Annotated in this window: 15 protein-coding genes; 10 read left to right on the top strand and 5 right to left on the bottom strand. The window is 72.0% G+C overall.

Features of this window, described 5'->3' with window-relative positions:
- Positions 1-3: 3 nt before the first annotated feature.
- Both ABZX61_RS26530 and ABZX61_RS26525 read right to left on the bottom strand, forming a co-directional pair.
- Positions 4-891 carry a sulfotransferase gene (locus ABZX61_RS26530; RefSeq protein ID WP_355198526.1) on the bottom strand — a complete coding sequence of 296 codons (888 nt, stop codon included), beginning with the start codon at positions 889-891 and terminating at the stop codon, positions 4-6.
- 55 nt (positions 892-946) lie between these two features.
- On the bottom strand, positions 947-1,831 hold the full coding sequence (locus tag ABZX61_RS26525; RefSeq protein ID WP_350727223.1) for a MurR/RpiR family transcriptional regulator: 885 nt from the start codon (positions 1,829-1,831) through the stop codon (positions 947-949).
- A gap of 85 nt (positions 1,832-1,916) precedes the next feature.
- Between ABZX61_RS26525 and ABZX61_RS26520 the strand changes: the two genes are divergently transcribed.
- The 8 genes from ABZX61_RS26520 to ABZX61_RS26485 are packed head-to-tail and all read left to right on the top strand — an operon-like array spanning position 1,917 to position 10,256.
- Positions 1,917-3,473: an ABC transporter substrate-binding protein gene (locus ABZX61_RS26520; protein WP_355198524.1), complete on the top strand. Its 1,557-nt coding sequence runs from the start codon at positions 1,917-1,919 to the stop codon at positions 3,471-3,473.
- Complete coding sequence (locus ABZX61_RS26515) at positions 3,473-4,426, top strand: ABC transporter permease (protein WP_355198522.1); 954 nt, start codon at positions 3,473-3,475, stop codon at positions 4,424-4,426. Before ABZX61_RS26520 ends, ABZX61_RS26515 begins: the two co-directional genes overlap by 1 nt.
- Positions 4,423-5,235 carry an ABC transporter permease gene (locus ABZX61_RS26510; protein WP_355198520.1) on the top strand — a complete coding sequence of 271 codons (813 nt, stop codon included), beginning with the start codon at positions 4,423-4,425 and terminating at the stop codon, positions 5,233-5,235. The genes ABZX61_RS26515 and ABZX61_RS26510 overlap by 4 nt, the downstream gene beginning before the upstream one ends.
- The gene (locus tag ABZX61_RS26505; RefSeq protein WP_355198518.1) at positions 5,232-6,395 is read left to right on the top strand and encodes an anhydro-N-acetylmuramic acid kinase; all 1,164 of its coding nucleotides are present in this window, start codon (positions 5,232-5,234) and stop codon (positions 6,393-6,395) included. The genes ABZX61_RS26510 and ABZX61_RS26505 overlap by 4 nt, the downstream gene beginning before the upstream one ends.
- Positions 6,392-7,453, top strand: a complete 1,062-nt coding sequence (locus ABZX61_RS26500) for a serine hydrolase domain-containing protein (RefSeq protein WP_355198517.1) — start codon at positions 6,392-6,394, stop codon at positions 7,451-7,453. The genes ABZX61_RS26505 and ABZX61_RS26500 overlap by 4 nt, the downstream gene beginning before the upstream one ends.
- Positions 7,450-9,039: an ABC transporter ATP-binding protein gene (locus ABZX61_RS26495; RefSeq protein WP_355198515.1), complete on the top strand. Its 1,590-nt coding sequence runs from the start codon at positions 7,450-7,452 to the stop codon at positions 9,037-9,039. The genes ABZX61_RS26500 and ABZX61_RS26495 overlap by 4 nt, the downstream gene beginning before the upstream one ends.
- Before the next feature lie 31 nt (positions 9,040-9,070).
- The gene (locus ABZX61_RS26490; protein ID WP_355198590.1) at positions 9,071-9,499 is read left to right on the top strand and encodes a helix-turn-helix domain-containing protein; all 429 of its coding nucleotides are present in this window, start codon (positions 9,071-9,073) and stop codon (positions 9,497-9,499) included.
- A gap of 25 nt (positions 9,500-9,524) precedes the next feature.
- Positions 9,525-10,256, top strand: coding sequence for a carbon-nitrogen hydrolase family protein (locus ABZX61_RS26485; RefSeq protein WP_355198513.1), 732 nt, complete (start codon positions 9,525-9,527; stop codon positions 10,254-10,256).
- A gap of 24 nt (positions 10,257-10,280) precedes the next feature.
- Here ABZX61_RS26485 and ABZX61_RS26480 read toward each other — a convergent pair whose 3' ends face one another.
- Positions 10,281-11,084, bottom strand: coding sequence for an SDR family oxidoreductase (locus tag ABZX61_RS26480; protein ID WP_355198511.1), 804 nt, complete (start codon positions 11,082-11,084; stop codon positions 10,281-10,283).
- 71 nt (positions 11,085-11,155) lie between these two features.
- Here ABZX61_RS26480 and ABZX61_RS26475 point away from each other — a divergent pair, with 71 nt between their 5' ends.
- The gene (locus tag ABZX61_RS26475) at positions 11,156-11,701 is read left to right on the top strand and encodes a helix-turn-helix domain-containing protein (RefSeq protein ID WP_355198509.1); all 546 of its coding nucleotides are present in this window, start codon (positions 11,156-11,158) and stop codon (positions 11,699-11,701) included.
- Here ABZX61_RS26475 and ABZX61_RS26470 read toward each other — a convergent pair.
- The gene (locus ABZX61_RS26470) at positions 11,686-15,420 is read right to left on the bottom strand and encodes a S8 family serine peptidase (protein ID WP_355198507.1); all 3,735 of its coding nucleotides are present in this window, start codon (positions 15,418-15,420) and stop codon (positions 11,686-11,688) included. The genes ABZX61_RS26475 and ABZX61_RS26470 overlap by 16 nt on opposite strands.
- 324 nt (positions 15,421-15,744) lie before the next feature.
- Here ABZX61_RS26470 and ABZX61_RS26465 point away from each other — a divergent pair, with 324 nt between their 5' ends.
- Positions 15,745-18,732, top strand: a complete 2,988-nt coding sequence (locus ABZX61_RS26465; protein ID WP_355198505.1) for a glycoside hydrolase family 38 C-terminal domain-containing protein — start codon at positions 15,745-15,747, stop codon at positions 18,730-18,732.
- Here ABZX61_RS26465 and ABZX61_RS26460 read toward each other — a convergent pair.
- The gene (locus ABZX61_RS26460; RefSeq protein WP_355198503.1) at positions 18,729-19,910 is read right to left on the bottom strand and encodes an ROK family transcriptional regulator; all 1,182 of its coding nucleotides are present in this window, start codon (positions 19,908-19,910) and stop codon (positions 18,729-18,731) included. The genes ABZX61_RS26465 and ABZX61_RS26460 overlap by 4 nt on opposite strands.
- Between the last annotated feature and the right edge of the window lie 60 nt (positions 19,911-19,970).

Below are 19,970 nucleotides of genomic sequence, written 5' to 3'. Positions count from 1 at the left end.
CCGTCACCGCGTGTAGCCCCACAGGCGGCAGATCTCGCGCAGCTCGTCGGGCACCTCGTCCACCGACGGCAGGGGGCGGCCCGCGACGACCGTCCCGGTGCGGATCTTGTCGCGCCAGTCGCCGATGCCCTTGACGAAGCCGCCGTGGTCCTTGTCGCCGTAGGAGCGCATGGCCGGCTCGAACTCCACGCCCAGGAAGAGGCAGAGCCGCCGCAGCTCGCGCTCGGGGTCGGCGACCAGGTCCTCGTAGCGCAGGGTCAGCCCGTCGAGGTGGGTGCGGGCCTCCTCCAGGTACGTCATGTAGCTCAGCGTGCGCGGCACGGCCTCCTCCATGGGCCGCCTTTCCGGGTCGGCCTCGTGCCAGGACTGCACGATGGACATGGGGTGGCGCAGCAGGAAGAGGAAGCGCGCGTCGGGCCAGCAGGTGGCGATGCGCCGCCAGGCGAACACGTTGCTCGGCGTCTTCTCCGCCAGCACCGGCTTGCCGCTGCGGGTCAGCTCGCGGTGCAGCAGCCGGTCCCACACGATGTGCTCGACGTCGCTGTGGGTGTGGCCGAGCGCCTCCATGGCCTGCCGCACGGGCTCGGTGCCGAGCCCGACCGTGAGCCGCCTGAAGTGCGTCTCGATGGGCGAATGCACCTGGGAGTGGCTGTTCAGCATGACCCGCAGGAGCGTGGACCCCGACCGTACGGACGACAGCAGGAAGACCGGCTCGCGCAGCAGCCGGTCGTGCGCGGGATCGGCGGGCGGCCGCACCTCGTCGCCGGGCAGCCGCTGCATCACCAGCGGCGGCGGTGGCGGCGGCTTCGGCGGCTGCTTCCGCGGCCGCCGCGTCAACGTGTATCCCGTCAGGCCCTCCAACGTCGTGTTGGCCCGGTACCTCCAGCTCATGGCCCACAAAGGTAGAGACAGCCCGTGAACCCCAGGTGAATCCGGGCTGTGAACCTCACCCGCGCTTGTGGACGACCCGCTCGTGCACGACCGCGTACGTGTTGCGCAGCGCCGCCATCGACTCGTCGTAGGAGGCCTGCGCGACCCCGGTGAACAGGCAGTCCACCACCATGAGCTGGGCGATGCGGCTGCCCAGCGCGCCCGAGCGGAACTTCGTCTCCCGCGCGGCTGTGGTGAGCGTCACGTCGGCGGCCCGGGCCAGCGGCGAGTCGTGGAAGTTCGTGATGGCCACGGTCGAGGCGCCCGACTTGCGGGCGATCGACAGGAACTCGACCGTGTCCACGGTGGCGCCCGTGTGGGACACGGCGACCGCCACGCAGCCGGAGTCGAGCGTGGCCGCCGACGTCCAGGCCGAGTGGGAGTCGTGCCAGTTGATCGCGGTACGGCCGATGCGCGACAGCTTCTGGTGCAGGTCGAGCCCCACGAGGGAGCTCGCACCCACCCCGAAGCTGTCGATCCGCCGGGCCGCCAGCAGCAGCGACACGGCGGTGGCCAGCGCCTCCATGTCCAGCGAACGGGCCGTGTCGGCGATGGACAGCGTCTCGTTCATGGCCACCTTGGAGACGATGCCTTCCAGGCTGTCGTACCGGTCGATGTCGCCGGACGCCTCCGGCAGGCTCGACGTGGTCAGCTCCTCGCGCGCCACCGCCCTGGCCAGGTCGATCCTGAGGTCCTTGTAGTGGGCGTAGCCCATGCGCTGGTAGAAGCGCACCACGGAGGTCGTCGAGGTCGCGCAGCGGGCGGCCAGCTCGGCGATGGACAGGTTGGCGGCCCGGGCGGGATCGCCGACGAACTCCTCCGCGATCCGCCGCTCCGACGGCCTCAGCGCGGGCATGGCGGCCCGGATGCGGATCAGCACGGTCCCGTCGTCCTCGGACATCCTCACCCATCCCCGCAACGGAAAGAAAGTACCCCAGTGGTAGGGTCTGCGTAATTTTATGACCGACTCCCCCCAGGAGACCAACATGCCCCGTGGCGCACTCTCCGCGGTCGGCATCGCCGCTGCGCTGTCCGTCGCCCTCACCAGCTGCTCGTCATCCTCGTCCTCATCCTCTGGGCCCGCCCCGAGCACCGGCGGCGCGGCCTCCGGCAAGACCCTCGTGGTCGGCGTGACCACCGACCCGGACACGCTCTTCCCCTGGAAGGCCACCCAGTTCCAGGCCGTCAACGTGCTGCAGAACCTGTACGGGACGCTCACGGAGTTCGACAAGGACCTGAACGTGGTCCCCGGGCTGGCCGAGTCGTGGCAGACCTCGGACGACGGCAAGAAGCTCACCCTCAAGCTGAGACAGGGCGTCACGTTCGCCGACGGCAGCGCGTTCGACTCCCAGGACGCGAAGTCGTCGCTGGAGAAGATCATGGACGAGAAGACGGCGGCCGTGGCCAGGGCGTCACTGTCGTCGGTGAAGTCGGTCGAGGCGCCCGACGCGGGCACCGTGGTGCTGGAGCTGACCGGGCCCGACGCCGCGCTGCCGGCCAACCTGGCCACGGTCAACATGGCGATGCTCTCCTCCGACGACACCGAGGAGAAGCTCAACACCACGCCGAACGGCACCGGGCCGTTCAAGCTGCGCAACCGCGTGGCGAGCCAGTCGATCACGCTGGCCAGGAACGACGCGTACTGGGGCGGCGAGAAGCCGAAGGTGGCCGCGGTCGAGTTCCGGGTCATCCCCGACGAGTCGTCCATCGTCTCGGCCATGCAGTCGGGCAACGTGCAGCTCGCGGTCTTCAACGACCCGCTCGTCGCGCAGACGGCGCAGGGCGGCGGCACGCTCACCGTGACCAAGACGCCGCAGCTCAACTACCACGTGCTCCAGCTCAACGCGCAGCACGGCGACCTCAAGGACGTCAACGTGCGCCTGGCGATCCAGTGCGCGATCGACCGCAAGCAGGTGCTCGACACCGCCGCGCTCGGCGAGGGCGAGGTGACCGGGCCGATCACCGCCCCGGCGTTCAAGTCGGACCCGAACAAGCGCCCCTGCCCGGCCCGCGACCTGGCCAAGGCCGCCGAGTATCTCGGCAAGGCGGGCAAGTCCGGCGGGGTGACCGTCAAGACCATCGTCTCCCAGGGCGAGTACGCGACCTCGGTCAACGAGGCCCAGAACCTCAAGGCCCAGCTCGCCGAGGCCAAGATCAACCTCGAGCTGGAGGTGCTGGAGTCCGGCGCGTTCGTGGACCGCTGGGTGGCCGCCGACTTCGACGCGGCCGTGGCGCTCAACGGCGGCCGCCCCGACCCGGACGGCTCCTACGGCCGCTACTTCACCAGCAAGGGCAACCTGAACAAGGTCGCCGGCTACAGCTCGCCCGAGATGGACAAGCTGTTCGCCGAGGGCAAGGCGACGACCGACCAGGCCGCCCGCAAGGCGATCTACGAGCAGGTCTCGGCGAAGCTGGAGGAGAACGCCCCCTGGATCTGGCTGTTCTCCGGCTACACCTACACCGCCACGGCCTCCGGTGTGCAGGGCTTCGTGCCGATGGCCAGCGGCTCGCTGCAGTATCTGCGGACCACCTCCGTCAGCTGATGAGACGTATGCGCAACCGCGTCATCAGCACGGTGGGCACCCTGTTCGGGGTGGCCGTGCTGGTGTTCGTCATGCTGCGGGCGATCCCCGGCGACCGGATCACGGCGGGGCTCGGCACCGAGGCCGCCGCGCTCACGCCCGCCCAGCGGCAGGCCCTGGAGCAGTACTACGGGCTCGACCAGCCGCTGATCGCGCAGTTCTTCTCGTGGCTGGGCAACATGTTCACGGGGAACTTCGGCTACTCGGCCCGCCAGCAGCAGAGCGTGCTCGACCTGACCCTGCACTCGCTGCCGGTGACGTTCGAGCTGGCGGTGCTCTCGATCGTGCTGGCGCTGCTGATCGGGGTGCCGCTGGGCATGCTGGCGGCCTCCAGGGCCAACTCCCCCAGGGACGCCCTCGGCCAGCTGGTGAGCCTGGCGGGGCTGTCGGTCCCGGCGTTCCTGCTGGCCACGGCGCTGCTGTCGATCTTCGCGGCGTCGTTCGGCTTCAACCCCAACGGGCAGGGCTTCGCCATGCTCTTCGACGATCCGCTGCTCAACCTGCAGCAGATGTTCCTGCCGGCGCTGGTGCTCGGCTTCGGCATCGCGGCGCCGATCCTGCGCACCACCCGCACGGCGGTGCTGGAGGTGCGCTCGGACGACTTCGTCCGCACCGCCCGCGCCAAGGGCGTTCCGGAGCGGCGGCTGCAGGTCAGGCACGTGCTCGGCAACGCGCTCGTGCCGATCGTGACCATGACCGGCCTGCAGTTCGGCTACCTGCTCGGCGGCGCGGTCGTGGTGGAGCAGATCTTCTCCGTGCCGGGCGTCGGCCGGCAGGTGCTGCTGGGCATCCAGCAGAAGGAGTACGCGGTCGTGCAGAGCACGGTCTTGGTGATCGCGCTGGCGTTCGTGCTGGTCAACCTGCTGACGGATGCGCTCTACCGGGTCATCGACCCGAGGGTGAGGGCCTCGTGAGGAGGAGTCCCGCCCTGGTGGCGGGGTCGGTGATCCTCGTGCTGCTGGCGATCGTGGCGGCGCTGTCGTACGCCGGGCTGCTGCCGTACGACCCGGTCGCGCAGCACCCGCCCTCCCGGTTCGGGGCGCCGTCCGGCGCGCACCTGTTCGGCACCGACCAGTTCGGCCGGGACGTGTTCTCCCGGGTGGCGGCCGGGGTCGGCAACTCGGCGCTCATCGCGGTCGTCGCCGTGGTGTTCGCGACCGTGGCAGGCACGCTGGGCGGGCTCGTGTCCGGCTTCTACCGCGGCGTCGCCGACGGCGCGATCGGCGGGGTCACGAACGTGCTGTTCGCGTTCCCGCCGCTGCTGCTGGCGCTGTCGCTGGCGTCGGTGCTGGACCGGAACTGGTTCACGATCGCCGTGGCCATCGCCATCGTGTACGTGCCCATCTTCGTCCGCGTCACCCGGGGCCCGGTGCTGTCGCTCAGGGAGATCGAGTACGTGAAGGCGGCCGTCTCGACCGGCATGAGCCGCTGGCAGATCATGCTCCGGCACGTCCTGCCGAACATCACCTCGATCGTCATCGTCCAGGTCGCCCTGTCGCTGTCGTGGGCGGTGCTGACCGAGGCGTCGCTGAGCTTCCTGGGCCTGGGCACGCCGCCGCCCGCGCCGTCGCTGGGCTCGATGATCTTCGAGGCGCGCAGCCTGGTCTTCGTGGCACCGTGGACGCTGATCGCGCCGGGCGCGCTCGTCGTGCTGCTGGTGGTGGGCCTCAACCTGCTCGGCGACGGTCTGCGTGACACCTTCGACCCGCGAGGAAGACGATGAGAATTCTTGGGATGATCTCCGGCACGTCGCACGACGGGATCGACGTGGCCGTGGTGGACTTCGAGCTCGTCGGCGGCCTGCTCGAAGGCCGGGTGGGTCACACGGCGAGCACGCCGTACCCGGCGGAGCTGCGGGCCCGGCTGATCGCGGCGCTGCCGCCGGCCGAGACGACGCTGGCCGAGGTGTGCGTGCTCGACACGCTCATCGGGCAGAGCTTCGCCGGGGCCGCGGCGTCGGCGATCGCGCTGGGCGGGCCCGTCGACCTGATCGTCTCGCACGGGCAGACGGTGTTCCACTGGGTGGAGGGCACGCACGCGCTCGGCACGCTGCAGATCGGCCAGCCCGCGTGGATCGCCGAGCGGACCGGCGTCCCGGTGCTGTCGGACGTACGCGTCCGGGACATCACGGCGGGCGGGCACGGGGCGCCGCTGGTGTCGGTGCTGGACGGGCTGCTGCTGCGGGCCCACGAGGGCGGGGCGGCGGCGCTCAACCTGGGCGGCATCGCGAACATGACCGTGGTGCGCGGCGGCGAGCTGTACGCCTACGACATCGGGCCCGCGAACGCGCTGATCGACGCGGTGGTCACGAGCAGCGGGCTGAACGAGCGGGGCTTCGACGCGGACGGGCGGATCGCGGCCTCGGGCCGGGTGGACGAGCGGCTGCTGGAGGTGCTGCTGGACGAGCCGTACTACGCGCTGGCGGCCCCCAAGAGCACCGGCAAGGAGCTGTTCCACCTCGGGTACGTGGAGGCCGCCCTGGCCAGGGCGGGAGGCGCGCCCGGGGACGCCGACCTGGTGGCGACGCTCACCGAGCTGACCGTCCGGACGGTGGCCCGGGACGTGCGGGCCGCCGGGGTGGGCGCGCTGGTCGTCTCCGGCGGCGGCTGCCGCAACCCCGTGCTCATGGACGGGCTGCGGGCCGCGCTGCCCGGCGTGGACGTGGCGCCGTCCGACGACTACGGGGCCCCGTCCGACGACAAGGAGGCCATCGCGTTCGCGCTGATCGGCTGGCTGACCGCGCACGGCCTGCCCGGCACGGCGCCGGGCGGGACGGGCGCCCGGGAGGCCCGCATCCTCGGCACGCTGACGCCCGGCGCGGGGCCGCTCGCGCTGCCGGCGCCGGTCGCCGAGCCGCCGAGCTCGCTGGTGCTCACGCGATGAGCTCTCCTGACCACGGTGTCCCGGTAAGCGCCCCCGCGGGCGTGGTCATGGCCGCGCGGACGCCGTGGTTCGACCTCGCCGAGTGCGCCGGTCACCGGAGCGTGCGCCGGGAGGACGGCCGGCTCGTCGGCGACGCGCCGATGACGCTGGACACCTGCCACGACCTCGCCTCGGTCACGAAGGTCGTGGCCACCACGACGGCGCTCATCCGGCTGGTGTCCGACCGGCTGGTGGACCTGGACGCGCCGCTGAGCGCGTACCTCGCCCACTCGTACGAGGCGATCACCGTGCGGGACCTGCTGCTGCACCGCGGCGGGCTGTGGGAGTGGTGGCCGCTCTACATCCAGCCGGCGCCGCCGCCCCCGCGCTACCGCCCCGGCCGCGCCCGCCACTACTCCGACCTCGGCTTCGTCCTGCTCGGCCGGATCGTCGAGACCGTCACCGGCCTGAGCCTGGACCAGGCCGTGACCGAGCTGGTCACCGAGCCGCTCGGCCTCGGCTCGACCGGGTACGGCCGCCCGGTCGGCCCCGAGGTGGCCATGAGCGCCCTGGACGACCGGATCGAGATGGTCATGCTCGACACCGGCCGGCCGTATCCCGTGCCGTACCGCAGCTCCGACTTCGCGCGCTGGCGGCGCGGGCCGGTGCTCGGCGAGGTCGCCGACGGCAACGCCCATCACGCCTTCGGCGGGGTCGCGGGGCACGCCGGGCTGTTCTCGACCGTGCCGGACCTGCTCGCCTACGGCCTGGCGATGTCCCGGTACCAGGAGCACGACCGGCTGTGGCGGCCCGAGGTGGCCGAGGAGTTCTTCACCCCCGGCCCCGACGCCGGGCAGGCCCTGGGGTTCCGCACGTACGAGCTGCAGCTGTGGGACGAGACCGTCACCGTGCTCGGCCACCCCGGCTACGTCGGCTGCGCGGTCGGCTTCGTGCCCGGCCGCGACATCGCCCTGGCCCTGGCGAGCAACCGCCTGCTCGTCGAGGGCGACCCCACCCCCACCGACGCCCTCTGGGGCGGCCTGCTGCAGACCATCACGCAACGATCGAGGACCGCATGACCCCCCTCCTGGAGATCCGTGACCTCTCGGTCGCCTTCCGCACCCGCAGGCAGGACGTCACCGTCGTCAAGGGCGTCTCGATGGAGATCCTGCCCGGCCAGACCGTCGCGGTGGTCGGCGAGTCGGGCTCCGGCAAGTCCACCACGGCCGCCGCCGTCAACCGGCTGCTGCCGGACAACGGCCGCATCACCGGCGGCCGGATCATGTTCGACGGCCGCGACCTGACCGGGCTCTCCGGGCGCGAGATGACCGCGATCCGCGGCGCGGGCATCGGCCTGGTCCCCCAGGACCCCATGTCGAACCTCAACCCGCTCATGCGCGTCGGCGACCAGATCGCCGAGGCGCTCGAGGTCCACGGCGTGGCCACCGGCAAGTCGGCCCGGGCCCGCGTGCTCGAACTGCTGGACCTCGTCGGCATCCCCGACCCGGCCCGCCGGATCGGCCAGTATCCGCACGAGTTCTCCGGCGGCATGCGCCAGCGCGCGCTGATCGCCATGGGGCTGGCCTGCCGGCCGAAGCTGCTCATCGCCGACGAGCCCACCTCCGCGCTGGACGTGACCGTGCAGCGGCGCATCCTCGACCAGCTCGAACAGCTCACCGCCGAGATGGGCACGGCCGTCCTGCTCATCACGCACGACCTGGCGCTGGCGGCGGAGCGGGCCGACATGGTGGCCGTCATGCACGACGGCCGGATCGTCGAGACCGGGCGGGCGGCGGAGATCCTCGCCGACCCCGCGCACGAGTACACCAGGCGGCTGCTGAACGCCGTGCCGAGCCTGTCGTCGGTCCGCGTGGCGGAGCCTTCTCAGGAGAGCGAGGACCTGGTGGTGGTCGAGGGCCTGCGCAAGGTGTTCCCGATCAGGGGCACGGGCGAGGAGCTGACCGCGGTGGACGGGGTCTCGTTCCGGATCCCGAAGGGCCGTACCGTCTCGATCGTGGGCGAGTCGGGCTCGGGCAAGTCGACCACCGCGAACCTGCTGCTCGGCCTCGACGACCTCACCTCCGGCAGCATCCGCTTCGACGGCACGGACCTGGCGGCGCTCGGCAGGCGGGAGCTGTTCGCCTTCCGGCGGCGGGTCCAGCCGGTGTTCCAGAACCCGTACGCCTCGCTCGACCCCCGCTACCCGGTCGGGAAGTCCATCGCCGAGCCGCTGCGCGTGCACCGCGTCGGCACCGCGGCCGAGCGCCGGAAGGCCGCGGCCGAACTGCTGGAGAAGGTGTCGCTGCCCGCGTCCATGGCCGACCGGCTGCCGCACGAGCTGTCCGGCGGCCAGCGCCAGCGGGTGGCCATCGCCCGGGCGCTGGCGCTCTCGCCCGAGCTGGTCGTGCTGGACGAGGCCGTCTCGGCGCTCGACGTGCTGGTGCAGGCGCAGATCCTGGAGCTGCTCGCCGGGCTGCAGCGCGAGCTCGGGCTGAGCTACCTGTTCATCAGCCACGACCTGGCCGTCGTACGGATGATCTCGCACGAGGTGCACGTCATGAGCGGCGGGCGGATCGTGGAGAGCGGCACCGCCGAGGACGTCTTCGACCGCCCGTCCGCGGACTACACCCGCGAGCTGCTCGCGGCGATCCCCGGCAACAGGTAGGTTGGAAATTCGGACTCTCTCGGAGGTGAGCATGCCCAGGGAATGCTCGATCGCCAACGCGCTGACGGTCGTCGGCGAGCGCTGGAGCCTGCTGGCCATGCGGGAGGTCCTGCTGGGCGTGCGCCGCTTCGACCAGATCGCCCGCAACACCGGCGCCAGCCGCGACATCCTCACCACCAGGCTGCGCAAGCTGGAGGAGGTCGGGCTGCTGGAGCGCGAGCTGTACGAGTCGCATCCGCCGCGCTACGAGTACGTGCTGACCGAGGCGGGGCGGGCGCTGCACTCGGTGCTGCTGTCGCTCATGGACTGGGGCGACCGGTATGTCACGAAGGGAGAGCCGCCGACGGTGTGGCGGCACAGCTGCGGAGAGCCGCTGGAGCCGCTCATGGTGTGCGCGCACTGCCGCGAGCCCGTACACGTAGAGGACATGTCCGTTATACGCGTACATCAGCCGCAGTAGGCCCCTCACCCGTCACAGTGGAGGGGTGAAGATCCTCCTGGTTCAGCCCCCTCACTGGTCTCCCGACGGCCACGCCAACTTCGACGCGATCGAGGAGCTCGTCACCGCCCGCTCGGGCGACGTGGTGCTCCTGCCCGAGCTGGCCGGCGCCAGCCTGCCCCGTGCCGAATACCTGGCCAGGGTGCGCGCCCTGGCCAAGGGGGCGGGGATGGCGGTCGTCGGCGGGTCCCACTACGACGGCCCGGTCAACCGGGGCGCCGTGTTCGACGCCGGGGGCGAGCTGCTGACGGAGTACGACAAGGTCCACCCCTACGACGTCGAGCTGCGCTCGGGCGTGGTCCCCGGCCTCCCGAGCGCGGGCTTCGAGCTGAACGGCCGCCGCCTGCACGTCCTGCTCTGCGCCGACCTGTGGTACTCGGCCAGCCTGGCCGGGCGCGACGGCCTCGACGCGGTGCTGGTGCCGGCCTTCTCGATCACCCGCTGGGACGGCCCCGCCCCGGCGCGCGAGCTGTGGCAGCACATGACCGTGGCGCGGGCGTACGAGTTCATGACGTACGTGGCGGTCAGCGACTGGCACCACGAGACCACCTACCACGGGCATCCCTGCGCGGGCGTCGCCGGGTTCGCCAACCCCTGCCCGCGGACCCGCGCCGGCTTCTTCACCGGCACGGGCGACGACCCGGTCTCGGCCCACGACCTGGACTTCGACCGCCTGGACGCCTTCCGGCGCGACCGCGCGGACCGCGGCTTCCGGTAGGGCTGCCCGTGCTCGCCGCGCGCCTCAGCCATGTCCCGGGGAGGGCGTGAGGGCGTCGGCGACCTGGCGGGTGACGCGGCGGCCGATGAGGGCCAGGAGCTTGCGCGGGCGGCGGGGCATCAGGTGGGCCAGGCCCAGGTTGCCGCGGCCGGGCACCACGTACCCGCGGTCGCGGTCGAACGCGCGCAGGGCGGTCGTGACGACCAGCTCGGGAGTGGCGAGCTTGGCGCCGATGGCCGCCTCCCTGGTGCCGATCCGGTCGAAGAACGGGGTCTCGACCGGCCCCGGCGCGACCGCCAGCACCTTCACGCCGGTGCCGCGCAGCTCGCTCCAGAGCGCGAGGCTGAAGTTGAGCACGAACGTCTTGGACGAGGCGTAGGTCGCGAAGTACGGGGCGACGTTGAAGCCGGCCGTGGAGCCCACGTTCACCACGCCGCCGGAGCCCCGGGCGAGCATGCCCGGCAGGAACGCGTGCGTCAGCCCCACCAGCGCGACGACGTTGACCATGAGCTCGTCGTGCTCGCGCTCCGGCGCGATCTGCGCGAAGTGCCCGGCCGTGCCGAAGCCGGCGTTGTTGACGAGCAGTTCGACGGCGATCCCGCGGGCGGCCACCTCTTCGGCGACCCGCGTGGCCGCGTCGGGGGCGGACAGGTCCTGGACGAGCACCTCGGCCCGCACCCCGTGGGCCTGGCGCAGCGAGGCGGCGAGGGTTTCCAGCGTGGGGCCGGACCTGGCGACCAGCACCAGGTCGTGCCCTCGGGCAGCCAGCTGACGCGCGAACTCGGCGCCGATCCCGGAGGAGGCTCCGGTGACAAGTGCGTAAGTCATGAGTTGGAAAGTAGCACGTTCTATTAGAACTGCGCCATTTCGTCTCACTTTTAGGCTGTACCGTCTCCTTCATGGGAAGACTGCGGGCCGACGCCGAGCGCAGCATGCGCGCGATCATGGCGGCGGCGGAAGACGTGCTCAGCGCCAATCCGGTGGCCACGATGGAGCAGGTCGCCGAGGCGGCGGGGGTGGCCAGGGCCACCGTCCACCGCAGGTTCGCCAGCCGTGAGGCGCTGATCGAGGCCATGGAGGTGGCCGCGTGGCGGGAGATCCAGGACGCCGTGCACGCCGCCCGCCCGCACACCGCGCCCGCCCAGGTGGCGCTCCATCAGGCCACGGCCAACATCCTGCAGATCAAGCTCGGCTGGCGGTTCACGCTGGCCCGCCCGGTGCCGCTCAGCAAGGAGGCGCAGGCGGTGCAGTCCGAGGTGATGGACCTGTGCGAGGCGGTGTTCGGGAAGCTGCTGGGCCCCGGCGCCGACATCGTCTGGGCCCGGCAGGTCTATCTCGCGCTGCTGGGGGAGGCCGCGCACGGCTCTCCCCCAGGCTCCGATCCGGACGCGCTGGCAACGAGGGTGATCGACACCCTCCTGCACGGCGTTCAGCGCACCGCGTAGGCGCGGATCACCTCCTGCGACAGGGTGTTGCCGTTGACGTCGGAGGCCTTCAGCCGCAGCGAGACGAAGCCGGACGGCGAGCGGTCGAGCGTCGTCTCGTAACTCCGCTCGCCCTTGTCACGCAGGCGGGCCGGCTTCCAGGTGGCGCCGTCGTCGTACGACACCTCCAGCGAGACGTCCTTGACCGCGCTCTGCGGCGCGCCCTCCTGGTGGTAGAGCGACAGGCCGAGCCGGTGCGACCTGGCCTGGTTCTTCAGGTCCACGGGCGCGTCGAACGAGGCCAGCAGCAGCGGGATCACCGTCGTCGCCGTGGTCCGCTCCGAGCCGAACGTCCACACCGCCCTCGTGCGGGTGGACAGCTTCGCCCACGCGGCCTCGTTGGCGAGGTCGTACTCGATCCGGTACGTGGCCTGCTCCGGCGGGAGCACGCCCGACCCCGAGGGCAGGTAGTTCGTCTGCAGCAGCAGCTTGTCACCCTGGTAGAGCCGGAAGTCGCTCTTCAGGCCGTGCTCGAACATGCTGGTGTACCCGTCGCCGTAGTTGCGGTCGGCGTCCACGAAGCCCTGCATCGAGATGCGCAGCCGGTCGCCGTCCCGGCGCAGCGGGTTGCGCGGGTTGATGCCGGGCATCACCGGCTGCTTGAACAGCGTCCGGCCGACCCGCTCCCCCACCTCGTAGGGGCGGAACTCCGGCGACGACATCAGCACGCGCGGCATGTCCGGGTGCGGCCACATGTTGTTGTAGGACCGCTCCGGGCTGCCCGCCGACGAGCTCCACTTCAGCTCGGGGTCGGGGGTGACGTAGTCGGTACGGGTGCGCGGCGTCTTGGCCAGGGGGAGGTTCGTGGAGATGGACGAGGTGTCCCACGGCTCGAAGACGAACCTGGCCTCGTTCATCGTCACGTCGTCGGCCAGCTGGCTGTGGTAGCCGGTCTCGATCCTGGCCAGCGACCTCGACCTGACCACGTACGTGAGCGAGTCGCGCACGCGGCCCTTCTCGCGCAGGTAGAGGTCGTAGACGTACGGGCTGGCGACGATGCCCTTGGCGAGGATCGGCACGGGCAGGTGCCGCAGGCGCGCGACCAGCTTGAGCCCCTCCTCGTGCGTGAGGCGCACGGTCGGGACGGCGAGCTTCACCATGTTGCCGCCGGTGGTGACGTCGGCCCCCGGCCGGTCGCTGTAGACGGCGACCATCTTGGCCCCGGCCGCCGCGGCGGCGTTGGACTGGGTGGAGACGGGCACGCCGTCCGTGCGGCGGATCACGGCGAGCTTCCCGCGCAGGTCGCGGGCCTTGATCTCCTCGGCGCTGCCCCGCCCCGCGTCCACGGCCATGAGCAGCTGGGTGCCGTCCAGGCGCGGGTACTCGGTGGAGAAGTCGCTGAACTGGACCGGGTCGACGTACTGCGGCTCCAGGTCCAGGCCCGGCGTGGACAGCTCGATCTCGGGGGCCGCCAGCCGCCAGCGGGTGGCGACGGTGAAGGTGCCCTTGGTGACCTTCCTGGTGGGCTGGACGAACAGCCGCTCCTCGATCTGCGCGCCGGGCGAGATCGTGGTGCCGCCGCGCAGCGCGGTGCCCTGCTCGCCGGAGCGGTACCACATGAGGGCTCCGGCGGCGCCGGTGTTCCGCTTGGTCCGGTGGTCGGGCGTCTCGACCTTCACCTCGACCGCCTTGCGGGCGTCCAGCACGACCTCGGTGTTCTCCGTGATCTTCATTTCCGGGTCGCCGAGCAGGCTCTCGTTGAGCGGCTTGCCGCCGGCGGTGCTGTCCTGCGTGGCGGGCATCGTGAAGATGTGGCCGAGCACGGAGTAGGTGCCGGGCTTGACCAGCAGGCAGGTGCCGGCGCCGTACTTCTGGTCGGTGCAGGGCTGGGAGGGGTCGCCGGGGAGCAGGCGGCCGACCAGGGTGCCTTCGTCCAGGTTGAGGACGGTGAAACCGCCGCGGCCGGGGCGGCCGTCGCGGGCGATGCCGCGTACGCGCAGCTCGACGCGCTTGTCGTCGACACTGGCGGTCAGCAGCGTGCGGACCGGGCTGCCGCCCGCGACGGCGGCCGTCAGCTCCTGGCGCACCAGCCCGCTCTCGGCCGCCTTGGCCGTGACCGTCACCTCGGCCTTCCCGCCGGCGGGCACGGTGAGCTCGGGCGGCTCGACGGTGAACGCGTCGCCGGCCGACAGGTCCAGCTCGGCGGGCGTCCGGCCGAGGTTGTGGTAGCCCACGGTGAGGCTCTTCCGCTCGCCGGTGGTGAGCTTGCCGAAGCTCGCCGAGCCCGTCGAGGCCACGACCGAGCCCTTGAGCGCGGCGGCCACGTCGATGCGGCCCGCGCCCTGCTCGTCCACGGAGATGTCCTGGCCGGGCCTGGCACTGGCCATGAGCAGCGACTTCAGCTCGTTGCCGGCGATCCCCGGGCGGGCCTGGCGCAGCAGCGCCGCCGCGCCCGCGACGTGCGGGGTCGCCATCGAGGTGCCGGACAGCGTGAGGGTGCCGCCGCCCGCCTTGGCGGCGGTGATGTCCACGCCGGGAGCGGTGACGTCGGGCTTGACCGACTGGTCGGCCGTGATCGGGCCCCTGCTGGAGAACGGCGCCAGCGCGTCGCGCTTGTCCACCGCGCCGACGGTCAGCGCCTCGGGGGCGTCGCCCGGGGCACCCACGCATCCGTCGCAGCCGTCGTTGCCGGCGGCCACCACGAACAGCGTGCCGTACTGCTTGCTGAGCTGCGTCACCGCCGCGGTGAGCGGGCCGCCGGGCTCGCGGCCGCCCAGGCTCATGTTGACGACCTCGGCGTGCTTCTCGCCGGCCGCCCATTCCATGCCGTCGATGATCCACGACAGCTGGCCGTAGCCGTCGGCGTCGAGCACGCGGCCGTTGAGCAGCCGCGCGCCGGGCGCGACACCCTTGGCGACGCCGCCCGCGCCCGTGCCCGCGATGGTGCTGGCGACGTGGGTGCCGTGCCCGTGGGGGTCGCCGGCGACGCTCTGGCCGGTGAAGTCGCGCTGGTCGGCGACCTTGCCCGCCAGGTCGGCGTGCGCGGCGTCCACGCCGGTGTCGAGGACGGCCACGGTCGTGCCGGTGCCGTCGTACCCGGCCGCCCACGCCTCGGGGGCGCCGATCTGCGGCACGCTCTGCTCCAGGTCCGGCTTCACCTTGCGGTCGAGCCAGATCTTCCGCACGCCCGCCAGCGGGCCCGCCGCCCGCAGGCTCGGGGTGGCCAGCTTGGCCAGCTCGGCCCCGAACGCCGCGGCGTCCCGGGTGGCCACCGACACGCCCGCGCCGCCGATGCTCTCCAGCGTGCGGGCCTGCTTGACAGCGGGGATGGCGGCCTTGGTGGCGTTGCCCTCGTAGGTGAGGATGAGCGGGATGGCGCCGCCCGCGTAGCCCTGCTCGGCCAGCTCGGTCACGTTGAACAGCGCGGTGTCGAGCCGGTCGGGGACCAGGGCGGCGACGTCGTCGGGGACGACGGTCACGCCGGTGTCCGTCTCCAGCACCTGGAACGTCGGCACGGAGCCGTCCGCCCGCGGCGCGGGGGTGACCGTCACCGCGCGGTGCTCGCCGTCCACGGCCCGCACCTGCACCTGGTCACCGGTGATCAGCGTGATCTCGCCGGCCGGGGCGCTCGTGAACGCCATCGGCGGGCCGGCCGCCTCGGTGCCGGCGTGCGCGCCGGGTGCCGAGAATAACGATGCGACCATGACCATGGAGACGGCCGCAACCCGCCATCGTCCCATGGACGACCTCCAGAGAATCGGTAAGCACGAATACCGAATTAGTAGTCATCCGGATGGACGTTGTCTATGAGGTTGGTGTGGCCAGATCCCGACTTGTCGGGAATCCGCCACCGTTCTCCCGCGCTGCCGCCACCCGATGGCGCACCCAAGGGATCCCCGGCCGGGGTCTTATGGAGAGGGGAGAGATCGAGGAAGCCCGGCCACGCCGCAACGGCGTGCGGCGGCCCGCGCTGAGGTGATGGGGTTCGTGCATTGCCGGGCGCGATCAAGTTGCTTAACGTGCTAAAGGCTGATCTGTCGCCTTTCCGTGGGGAGCCGCCTGACATGCATGATGACCGCAACCTGGTCGAGGCCCGCCTGCAGCGGGTGCTGGACGAGCGCATCCGCCCGGCCGTGTATCCCGAGTCCGTCCCGCTGGAGGTGGCGGTCTGGCACGCGCCGGGCGAGCCCGTACCGGTCGCGGAGGGGCTGGCGGCGACGCCCGAGCCGATCGCGACCGGCACCGCGTGGGGCGCTCCTTGGGGCACGAGCTGGTTCACGGTCACCGGCACGGTGCCCGCCGAATGGGCGGGCAGGACCGTGGAGGCCATCCTCGACCTGGGCTTCAACGAGAACATGCCGGGCTTCCAGAGCGAGGGCCTGGTCTACCGCCCCGACGGCTCCCCGGTGAAGGGCCTCAACCCCCGCAACCAGTGGGTACGCATCGGCTCCCCCGTCGAGGGCGGCGAGCGGGTGCGCCTGCACGTCGAGGCCGCCTCCAACCCCGTCATCCTCGGCTACCCGCCCTTCCGGCCGACGCACCTGGGCGACAGGGAGACGGCCGGCGGCGACCCGCTGTACCGGCTGGCCCGCATGGACCTGGCCGTCTTCGACGAGACCGTGTGGCAGCTCGTGATGGACCTGGAGGTGCTCGGCGAGCTGATGCTGGAGCTGCCCGCCGACGGCACCCGCCGCTGGGAGCTGCTGCGGGCCCTGGAGCGGGCGCTGGACGCCGTCGATCTCCAGGACGTCAACGGCACGGCGGCCGCCGCCCGGGCCGAGCTGACCGGCGTGCTGTCGTCCCCGGCGGTGCCCTCGGCGCACCGGATCAGCGCCGTCGGCCACGCGCACATCGACTCGGCCTGGCTGTGGCCGCTGCGCGAGACCGTGCGCAAGGTGGCCCGCACCGCCTCGAACATGACCGCCCTGCTGGAGGACGAGCCGGACTTCGTCTTCGCCATGTCGCAGGCGCAGCAGTGGGCGTGGATCAAGGAGCACCGCCCCGAGGTGTGGGCGAAGGTGACCAAGGCGGTGGCCGCGGGCCGGTTCGTCCCGACGGGCGGCATGTGGGTGGAGTCCGACACGAACATGCCCGGCTCCGAGGCGATGGCCCGGCAGTTCGTGCACGGCAAGCGGTTCTTCATCGACGAGTTCGGCATCGACAACGAGGAGGTGTGGCTGCCGGACACGTTCGGGTTCGCGGCGGGGCTGCCGCAGATCATCAAGGCGGCCGGGTCGAAGCGGCTGCTCACGCAGAAGATCTCGTGGAGCCAGACGAACACGTTCCCGCACCACACGTTCCTGTGGGAGGGCATCGACGGGACGCGGATCTTCACGCACTTCCCGCCGGTGGACACCTACAACTGCTCGATGACCGGCCGCGAGCTGGCACACGCGGCCCGCAACTTCAAGGACAAGGGCGTCGCGCGGCACTCGCTCGCGCCGACGGGGTGGGGCGACGGGGGCGGCGGCACGACGCGCGAGATGGTCGCCAAGGCGGCCAGGGTGCGCGACCTGGAGGGCTCGCCCGCCGTCACGTGGGAGCCGCCCGCCCACTTCTTCGCCAAGGCCGAGGCCGAGTATCCGAACCCGCCGGTCTGGGTGGGCGAGCTCTACCTCGAGCTGCACCGCGCCACGCTCACCAGCCAGGCCAAGACCAAGCAGGGCAACCGGCGCAGCGAGTCGCTGCTGCGGGAGGCCGAGCTGTGGGCGGCGACCGCGGCCGTGCGCGCCGGGGCCTCGTACCCGTACGAGCGGCTCGACCGGATCTGGAAGACGGTGCTGCTGCACCAGTTCCACGACATCCTGCCGGGCTCGTCGATCGCGTGGGTGCACCGGGAGGCGCGCCGGACGTACGAGGCGGTGGCCGCGGAGCTGAACGAGATCATCGACACCGCGCAGCGCGCCCTGGCCGGCGACGGCGAGCGCGGGGTGGTCTTCAACGGCGCCCCGCACACCCGCCACGGCGTGCCGGCCGGAGGCGCCCGGGCCGTCTCCGGCGCGCGGTGGACGGAGACGCGCGAGCGCGACGGCGGCGGTTTCGTCCTGGAGAACGACCTGCTCAGGGTGGAGATCGACGCCCGCGGCCTGGTCGTGTCCGCCCGCGATCTGACAGCGGGCCGGGAGACCGTCCCGCCCGGCCAGGCGGCGAACCTCCTCCAGCTCCACCCCGACTTCCCCAACAAGTGGGATGCCTGGGACGTGGACGAGTTCTACCGCAACACGGTCACCGACCTCGTGGACGCCGACGAGGTGAGCCTCGACGGCGACGGGGTCCGGGTCCGGCGCTCGTTCGGGTCCTCCACGGTGACGCAGGTGCTCACGCTGGCCGGCGGGCGGCTCGACATCCTCACCGAGGTCGACTGGCACGAGACGGAGAAGTTCCTCAAGCTGGCGTTCCCGCTGGACGTGCGCGCCGACCGGTACGCCTCCGAGAGCCAGTACGGCCACGCCTACCGCGCCACGCACACCAACACGAGCTGGGAGGCGGCCAAGTTCGAGGCGTGCAACCACCGCTTCGTGCACGTGGAGGAGCCGGGCTGGGGCGTCGCGCTGGTCAACGACTCGACGTACGGCCACGACGTCACCCGGGCCGTCCGCCCGGACTCGGGCACGACCACCACCGTGCGCGTCTCGCTGCTGCGGGCCCCGCGCTTCCCCGACCCGGAGACCGACCAGGGCGTGCACCGCTTCCGGCACGCGCTGGTGCCGGGTGCGACGATCGGCGACGCGGTGCGCGAGGGCTACTTCGTCAACCTGCCCGAGCGCCTGGTGGCCGGCGCGGCGGCGGAGGTGGAGCCGCTGGTCACGGTGGACGACGACGCCGTCGTGGTGACCGCCGTCAAGCTGGCCGACGACGGGAGCGGCGACGTGATCGTACGCTTCCACGAGTCGAGGGGCGGCCGGGCCCGCGCCACGCTGACGCCGGGCTTCCCCGTCGCCGAGGTCGTCGCCACCGACCTGCTGGAGCGCCCCACGGGCGCGCCGGGGCAGGGGCTGTCGATGTCGCTGCGCCCGTTCGAGCTGGTCACGCTCCGGTTGAAGCGGGCCTAGTCGCTGAGGAGGGCGCCCAGGCGGGGCGCGTACGTGGCGTGGAAGACCAGTGAGGCCGCGCCGATCGCGGCGGCGTCGGCCGCGATCGGCGAGGTCTCCACGCGGACGGCGTGCAGCCGCCTGGCCAGCGTCCTGGTCGACACGGCCCGCGCGATGACCTCGCGGTAGAGCTCCCCCACCTCCCTGAGCGCGGGCCCGCCGAGTACGAGCAGGTCGATGTCCAGCATGTTCACCACGCTCACGGCGGCGTCGGCCAGCCGCTCCGCCACCCGTTCGATCACCCGCCGCGCCTCGGGCTCCCCCTTGGCGGCGGCCGCGCAGACGGCCTTGTGGGAGACGCGCCCGCCCATGGCGGCCTCGATGGCGCTCGGGCAGCAGACCGCCTCCACGCAGCCGCGGTTGCCGCAGTAGCACTCGGGCCCGTCGGGCTCGAGCGTGATGTGCCCGAACTCGGCCGCGTTCAGCGACCGCCCACGATATACCTGGTTATCCAGAAATATCCCGCCACCGATGCCCGTCCCCAGGTACAGGTAGGCGAAGCTCGGCGTGGTCCGCGCGATCCCGGCCCACCGCTCCCCGATCGCCGCGGCGGTGGCGTCGTTGTCCACGGTCACCGGGAACCGCGTGTGCTCGTGCAGCAGCGCCTTGATCGGCACCTGGTCCCACGCGGGCAGCCTGGGCGGCGAGACCATCACCCCGTCCCCGTCCAGCGGCCCCGGACAGGCCAGCCCCACCCCGAGTACCTTGCCGTCCGCCACCCCCGCCTCCCGCAGGATCCGCCGCGCGGCCCTGGCCATCTGCCGGATCACCGCCTCGGGCTCCAGGCCGGGCCGTACGGGCCGGCGCAGCCGCTCGACCGGCCGCCCGGCCAGATCGGCCAGCACGCACGAGATCTCCTCGGGGTCGAAGTGCACCCCGATCGCGTAGCCGGCGTCCGGGTCAACCCGCAGGATCGTGCGCGGCTTGCCCCCGCCCGACGGCACCGACCCGTCCTCGACGACGAGCCCCTCCTCCAGCAGCCGGCGCACGATCACGGACACGGTCTGCGCGGTCAGCCGGGTGCGGGCGGCGATCTGCACCCTGCTGATGCCGTCGGACGCCTGGATCGCCTCCAGGACCACGGCCCGGTTGTAGCTCCCCACCTTGGGCAGGTTCGTGCCCAGTCGCATGTGAGCCATGTCACCACAGAGTGTTGACTTAGTAAATCAAATAGATTTACGTTCTCCGCAAACCCAAGG

Source organism: Nonomuraea sp. NPDC003709 (assembly GCF_040610775.1).
In the GTDB taxonomy this organism is placed as follows: domain Bacteria; phylum Actinomycetota; class Actinomycetes; order Streptosporangiales; family Streptosporangiaceae; genus Nonomuraea; species Nonomuraea angiospora_A.
Note: the sequence above shows the minus strand (reverse complement) of the source record. Positions and strands in the feature narration are given on the sequence as shown.

Bases quoted from the DNA above. Each gene is read 5' to 3' on its own strand.
- ABZX61_RS26480 (WP_355198511.1), bottom strand. From the start codon at position 11,084: ATGACTTACGCACTTGTCACCGGAGCCTCCTCCGGGATCGGCGCCGAG.
- ABZX61_RS26460 (WP_355198503.1), bottom strand. From the start codon at position 19,910: ATGGCTCACATGCGACTGGGCACGAACCTGCCCAAGGTGGGGAGCTAC.
- ABZX61_RS26465 (WP_355198505.1), top strand. From the start codon at position 15,745: ATGCATGATGACCGCAACCTGGTCGAGGCCCGCCTGCAGCGGGTGCTG.
- ABZX61_RS26475 (WP_355198509.1), top strand. From the start codon at position 11,156: ATGGGAAGACTGCGGGCCGACGCCGAGCGCAGCATGCGCGCGATCATG.
- ABZX61_RS26505 (WP_355198518.1), top strand. From the start codon at position 5,232: ATGAGAATTCTTGGGATGATCTCCGGCACGTCGCACGACGGGATCGAC.
- ABZX61_RS26530 (WP_355198526.1), bottom strand. From the start codon at position 891: ATGAGCTGGAGGTACCGGGCCAACACGACGTTGGAGGGCCTGACGGGA.
- ABZX61_RS26490 (WP_355198590.1), top strand. From the start codon at position 9,071: ATGCCCAGGGAATGCTCGATCGCCAACGCGCTGACGGTCGTCGGCGAG.
- ABZX61_RS26495 (WP_355198515.1), top strand. From the start codon at position 7,450: ATGACCCCCCTCCTGGAGATCCGTGACCTCTCGGTCGCCTTCCGCACC.
- ABZX61_RS26515 (WP_355198522.1), top strand. From the start codon at position 3,473: ATGAGACGTATGCGCAACCGCGTCATCAGCACGGTGGGCACCCTGTTC.
- ABZX61_RS26525 (WP_350727223.1), bottom strand. From the start codon at position 1,831: ATGTCCGAGGACGACGGGACCGTGCTGATCCGCATCCGGGCCGCCATG.
- ABZX61_RS26470 (WP_355198507.1), bottom strand. From the start codon at position 15,420: ATGGGACGATGGCGGGTTGCGGCCGTCTCCATGGTCATGGTCGCATCG.
- ABZX61_RS26520 (WP_355198524.1), top strand. From the start codon at position 1,917: ATGCCCCGTGGCGCACTCTCCGCGGTCGGCATCGCCGCTGCGCTGTCC.
- ABZX61_RS26500 (WP_355198517.1), top strand. From the start codon at position 6,392: ATGAGCTCTCCTGACCACGGTGTCCCGGTAAGCGCCCCCGCGGGCGTG.